Origin of the sequence: Polaromonas sp., assembly GCF_018780625.1 — a bacterium.
Classification (GTDB): domain Bacteria; phylum Pseudomonadota; class Gammaproteobacteria; order Burkholderiales; family Burkholderiaceae_C; genus Polaromonas.
The window spans coordinates 1-4780 of record NZ_JADMJK010000015.1 but is presented as its reverse complement, the minus strand read 5'-3'; the positions used below and the strand labels follow the sequence as shown (position 1 = coordinate 4780).

Here is a 4780-nt window from a genome sequence, read left to right as displayed (position 1 = left end):
TGGTTCAGGCCGGCGGCATCGAGGCCTGGAGCAAGGCCAGCGCCGAATCCATCATCGGGCTTGATGCGCCCGACTACCTCAAGAGCACCGACATTCTCGACGTCTGGTTTGACTCGGGCACCACGCACTTCCACGTGCTCAAGCACAGCCACGCCGAGCAATCGACCTGGCCGGCCGACCTGTACCTTGAAGGCCACGACCAGCACCGCGGCTGGTTCCATTCCTCGCTACTCACCGCCTGCGCCATGTACGATCACGCGCCCTACAAAGGCCTGCTGACGCACGGCTTCACGGTCGACGGCAAGGGCCGCAAGATGAGCAAGAGCGAAGGCAATGTGGTGGCACCGCAAGAGGTCAGCGACAAGCTGGGCGCCGAGATCATCCGCCTGTGGTGCGCATCCACCGACTATTCGGGCGACCTCGGCATTGACGACAAGATTCTGGCGCGCGTGGTGGACGCCTACCGCCGCATCCGCAACACGCTGCGCTTTTTGATGGCCAACGTCAGCGATTTCGACCCCGCCACCGACGCGGTGCCGTTTGAGCAGCTGCTCGAAATCGACCGCTACGCGCTGAGCCGCGCGGCGCAGCTGCAGGGCGACATCCTGGCGCACTACGAGGTCTACGAATTCCACCCGGTGGTGTCCAAGCTGCAGATTTACTGCAGCGAAGACCTGGGTTCGTTCTACCTGGACATTTTGAAGGACCGGCTCTACACCACCGGCCCGAAGTCGCTGGCACGCCGCAGCGCGCAAACCGCGCTGCACGCCATCACCCACGCCATGCTGCGCTGGATGGCGCCATTCCTGAGCTTTACCGCCGAGGAAGCCTGGACCATCTTCGGCCAGTCGGAGTCGATCTTTCTGGAAACCTACGCCGACCTCGGCACGCCCAACCCGGCGCTGCTGGCCAAGTGGAGCCGGATTCGCGACATTCGCGATGCCGTCAACAAGGACATCGAAGCCCTGCGCGCCGAGGGCAAGGTGGGCTCTTCCTTGCAGGCCAACGTGTCGCTGCAAGTCAAAGCCGACGACCTCGCGCAGCTGGCCAGCCTGGGCGATGACCTGAAGTTTGTCTTCATTACATCGGCTATTGATCTGGTAGCCGGGGACGCGCTTCAGTCCAGCGTCAACGCCAGTTCCGCCGTGAAATGCGAGCGCTGCTGGCATTACCGCGACGACGTCGGGATAGACCCCGCCCACCCCACGATCTGTGGCCGCTGCACCAGCAACCTGCATGGCGCAGGTGAAGACAGGAAGTTTGCCTGATGGCCACCAAGAAGACCACCTTCACCAAATCATCGTCCGGCATGCTGCCCTGGCTGGGCCTGGCGCTGATCCTGCTGATTGCCGACCAGTTCACCAAAGTCCTGATCCTGGGCTACTACCGCCTCGGCGACGCCACCACGATCACCAGCTTTTTCAACATTGTGCGGGTTCACAACACCGGCGCGGCCTTCTCCTTCCTGGCGTCGGCGGGGGGATGGCAGCGCTGGTTTTTCACCGCGATTGGCGTGGCGGCAGCGCTTTTCATTGTGTGGATGCTCAAGTCGCATCCCGGGCAAAAGCTGTTCTCGTTCGCGCTGGCCTGCATCCTGGGCGGCGCAGTGGGCAACGTGATTGACCGCACGCTGCACGGCTACGTGGTGGACTTTCTGGATTTCCACTACGCAGGCTGGCATTTCCCGGCATTCAATATTGCCGATGCAGGGATCAGCATAGGCGCAGTCTGTCTGATCCTGGACGAGTTGCTGCGGGTCAGGCGCGCAAAAGCTTGAGGCCCCAGCGGCCCAGCCCGCAGCATGCGTCACGCATTACGCATTACTCGGAACTACTTCGGCCTCTTGGGCGGTAAGGAGAGGCGCCGTTAAAACTAGACCCCGAATCCCCGCTCGTCATCCAGTCGCCCCGGCGCTGCGCTTCAAGCAATTGCGCCTTCACCTCCGCGCGCGTCAGGCCCGATGTGGCGGACGCACGCCCCGGGTAGCGCTGCGTGAAGGCAGATTCCGAGTCGCCGAACGACATCAAGTCGCCCCGGCGCTGGGCTTCAAGCAGCTCAGCCCGGACTTCGGTGCGTGCCCTGCTTTGCGCGTTGGCGCTGGTGCTGGCCGGGAAATTGCGCGGGTAAAGCTCATTGAGCTTCCTGCCGGTCTCCCCGTCGACCATGACATCGCCCGTGCGCTGGGCCTCCAGTAGCTCCGCCCGAACCTGCTCGCGTGTTTTGGCAGCGGCCGCATCTTGCGCAAAAACGGGGCCTGCCGCCACCGCAAGGACAAGAATGGATACCGTTGTTCTTAACCTGGTGTTCATGATGAACCTCCTTCAACAGTCAATCTAGACGGCTGGCAAGGAAAGAAATTCGCCTCGGGCCAGCCTCAGCGAGTCGTCTTTTTTTTCGACCCATTACTTTGACAACCGCCACCAAGGCGAAGTTTCGAAAGAACTGTTTCAAGGCGAGAAGCATATTATCAAGACGTAATGCCGGTGCGGCGCTTTACACCGCTGTTCCGGTTCCGGGCTCATACCCGGTTGCCGCGGCAGCTTGTGCAGGCACGCAGGTTTTCCAGCTTGCCAGCTTGGTAAAGTTGCAGGTATGAATCAACGCCTGACCCCCGCCACCGCCCTGCTGTTGGCGCTGCCGCCCTTGCTCTGGGCGGGCAACGCCGTGGTGGGCCGGCTGGTCCACGATCTGGTTCCGCCCATGACGCTGAACTTTTTGCGCTGGGCGCTGGCTTTTTTGATTTTGCTGCCGCTGGCCTACCCGGTACTGCGGCGCGGCAGCGCCATGTGGCTGGACTGGAAGCGCTTTGCCCTGCTGGGGCTGCTGGGCGTGGGCTGCTACAACGCGCTGCAATACCTGGCGCTGCAAACCTCCACGCCGCTCAATGTGACGCTGGTCGCCTCCAGCATCCCGGTCTGGATGCTGGTGGTGGGCGGTCTTTTTTTCGGGCAGCGTATCTCGCGCCAGCAGATTGCGGGCGCCTTGATGTCGGTCGTCGGCGTGCTGGTGGTGCTGTCGCGCGGGCAGTGGGCGCTGCTGGTGGAAGTCCGGCTGGTGCCCGGCGATGTTTATGTGCTGCTGGCCACGCTGGCCTGGGCGTTTTACAGCTGGCTGCTGTCGCAACCCAAGGAAACACCCGAACTTCGCCGCGACTGGGCGGCCTTCTTGATGGCGCAGATTTTCTTCGGCCTGGGGTGGTCAGGCTTGTCTGCAGCCGGCGAATGGACGCTGACGAACGCGCACATCAGCTGGGGATGGCCGCTGGCCAGCGCCTTGCTCTATGTGGCCGTGGGGCCTGCAGTGATCGCCTACCGCTGCTGGGGCATGGGCGTGCAGCGCGTCGGCCCGGCGATTGCCGGATTTTTCTCCAACCTCACGCCGCTGTTTGCCGCCGTGCTGTCAGCCGCCTTTTTGGGCGAACTGCCGCATCTGTATCACGCGCTGGCGTTTTTGTTGATCGTGGGCGGCATTGTGGTGTCGTCGCGGCGCTGAGCCTGCCGGCTACGGCGACTCGTCCAGCCCGAACTGCGCCCTGAACGCGGCACAGAACTCGCCCGTTCCGCTCAGGGCCAGCGTGTAGGTGTGGCGCGGCTTGCCGGCCGGGCGGGGCTCCACAGAAAACCGGCGCCTCAATTCGTCGTACTGAACCGCCTGCGAAGCCGTGAATTCCAGCAGGCCCTGCAGGTCATAGTCCCAGTCACCGCCCTCCTCCAGCGGGCCGCGCCGGCCTGCAAACGCGGTAAAGGCCCAGTCCAGCACCCGGGCCAGCTCGGCCTGCACCGCAGGCACCTGCTCGGGCCAGGTGGAAGCCGTCGCCTCCAGCGTGCCCGCGCCTTCGGGGTCCTCGCTGTAGTCAAAAACCAGGTAGTCCAGCGTCATGGCATGAAGCGGTCGCTCAATACGTCCCGGGATAGGCCCCGCCGTCGGCCAGGACGTTCTGGCCGGTCATGTAGGCGGCGTGCGTGCTGCACAGGAAGGCGCAGATGGCGCCGAACTCATCGGGCGTGCCAAAGCGCTGGGCCGGGATGTTCTTGCGGCGCGCGTCGGCCAGGGCTTGCACTGACTGGCCAGTTTTTTCAGACGTTCCCTGCAGCATGTTCTTGATGCGGTCGGTGTCAAACACGCCGGGCAGCAGGTTGTTGATGGTCACGCCCTGTGCCGCCAGCTTGCTGCGCGCCACGCCCGCCACAAAGCCGGTCAGGCCACTGCGTGCGCCGTTGGACAGGCCCAGCACCTCGATCGGTGCCTTCACCGAGCTGGAGGTGATGTTGATGATGCGGCCAAAGCCGCGCGCCGCCATGCCGTCCACCGTGGCCTTGATCAGCTCGATAGGCGTCAGCATGTTGGCATCCACCGCCTTGATCCAGTCGTCCCGCCCCCAGTCACGGAAGTCGCCGGGTGGCGGGCCGCCCGCGTTGGTGACGACGATGTCGAAGTCCTGGCGCACCGCAAACACGGCGGCGCGGCCTTCTGCCGTGGTGATGTCTGCCGCAACAAATTGCACCGTAGCGCTCGCCGGCCGGTCGCTGTCTGCTATTAATTTATTCGCAGCTTCCTCCAGCACCGCAGCGCCGCGCGCCACGATCAGCACATGCACGCCTTCGCGCACCAGCGCCTGCGCGCAGCCAAAGCCCAACCCTTTGCTGGCGCCGCACACCAGCGCCCATTTACCTGCAATACCTAAGTCCATACGATCTCCTTGATGAAAAAATTAACTTGAAAACACGTGGGGGCCAAAGAACGCAGCGCCGGGCCGCCCCAAGCAAAGTTCAGCCCCCTC

6 protein-coding genes are annotated in these 4780 nt (G+C 63.6%); 3 read left to right on the top strand and 3 right to left on the bottom strand.

Going from position 1 to position 4780, the window contains the following annotated elements; translation table 11 throughout:
- On the top strand, positions 1-1268 hold a 1268-nt coding region (locus IV091_RS01325; RefSeq protein ID WP_293464181.1), incomplete at its 5' end, for a class I tRNA ligase family protein.
- Positions 1268-1777 (top strand): signal peptidase II, encoded by a 510-nt coding sequence (gene lspA, locus IV091_RS01320; protein WP_293464179.1) that lies wholly within the window; start codon positions 1268-1270, stop codon positions 1775-1777. The genes IV091_RS01325 and lspA, both read left to right, overlap by 1 nt.
- Before the next feature lie 43 nt (positions 1778-1820).
- Here the strand turns inward: lspA and IV091_RS01315 are convergent, their stop codons facing one another.
- Positions 1821-2309, bottom strand: coding sequence for a DUF4148 domain-containing protein (locus IV091_RS01315; RefSeq protein WP_293464178.1), 489 nt, complete (start codon positions 2307-2309; stop codon positions 1821-1823).
- 283 nt (positions 2310-2592) lie between these two features.
- On the opposite strand from IV091_RS01315, the gene IV091_RS01310 reads away from it, so the two are divergent.
- Entirely contained in the window at positions 2593-3492 is a 900-nt protein-coding gene (locus IV091_RS01310; RefSeq protein WP_293464176.1) for a DMT family transporter, read from the top strand.
- Positions 3493-3501: 9 nt separating this feature from the next.
- Here the strand turns inward: IV091_RS01310 and IV091_RS01305 are convergent, their stop codons facing one another.
- On the bottom strand, positions 3502-3879 hold the full coding sequence (locus tag IV091_RS01305) for a hypothetical protein (RefSeq protein ID WP_293464174.1): 378 nt from the start codon (positions 3877-3879) through the stop codon (positions 3502-3504).
- A 16-nt stretch (positions 3880-3895) separates the two neighbouring features.
- Positions 3896-4690 carry an SDR family oxidoreductase gene (locus IV091_RS01300; protein WP_293464172.1) on the bottom strand — a complete coding sequence of 265 codons (795 nt, stop codon included), beginning with the start codon at positions 4688-4690 and terminating at the stop codon, positions 3896-3898.
- Between the last annotated feature and the right edge of the window lie 90 nt (positions 4691-4780).

Bases quoted from the DNA above. Each gene is read 5' to 3' on its own strand.
- IV091_RS01310 (WP_293464176.1), top strand. From the start codon at position 2,593: ATGAATCAACGCCTGACCCCCGCCACCGCCCTGCTGTTGGCGCTGCCG.
- IV091_RS01300 (WP_293464172.1), bottom strand. From the start codon at position 4,690: ATGGACTTAGGTATTGCAGGTAAATGGGCGCTGGTGTGCGGCGCCAGC.
- lspA (WP_293464179.1), top strand. From the start codon at position 1,268: ATGGCCACCAAGAAGACCACCTTCACCAAATCATCGTCCGGCATGCTG.
- IV091_RS01315 (WP_293464178.1), bottom strand. From the start codon at position 2,309: ATGAACACCAGGTTAAGAACAACGGTATCCATTCTTGTCCTTGCGGTG.
- IV091_RS01305 (WP_293464174.1), bottom strand. From the start codon at position 3,879: ATGACGCTGGACTACCTGGTTTTTGACTACAGCGAGGACCCCGAAGGC.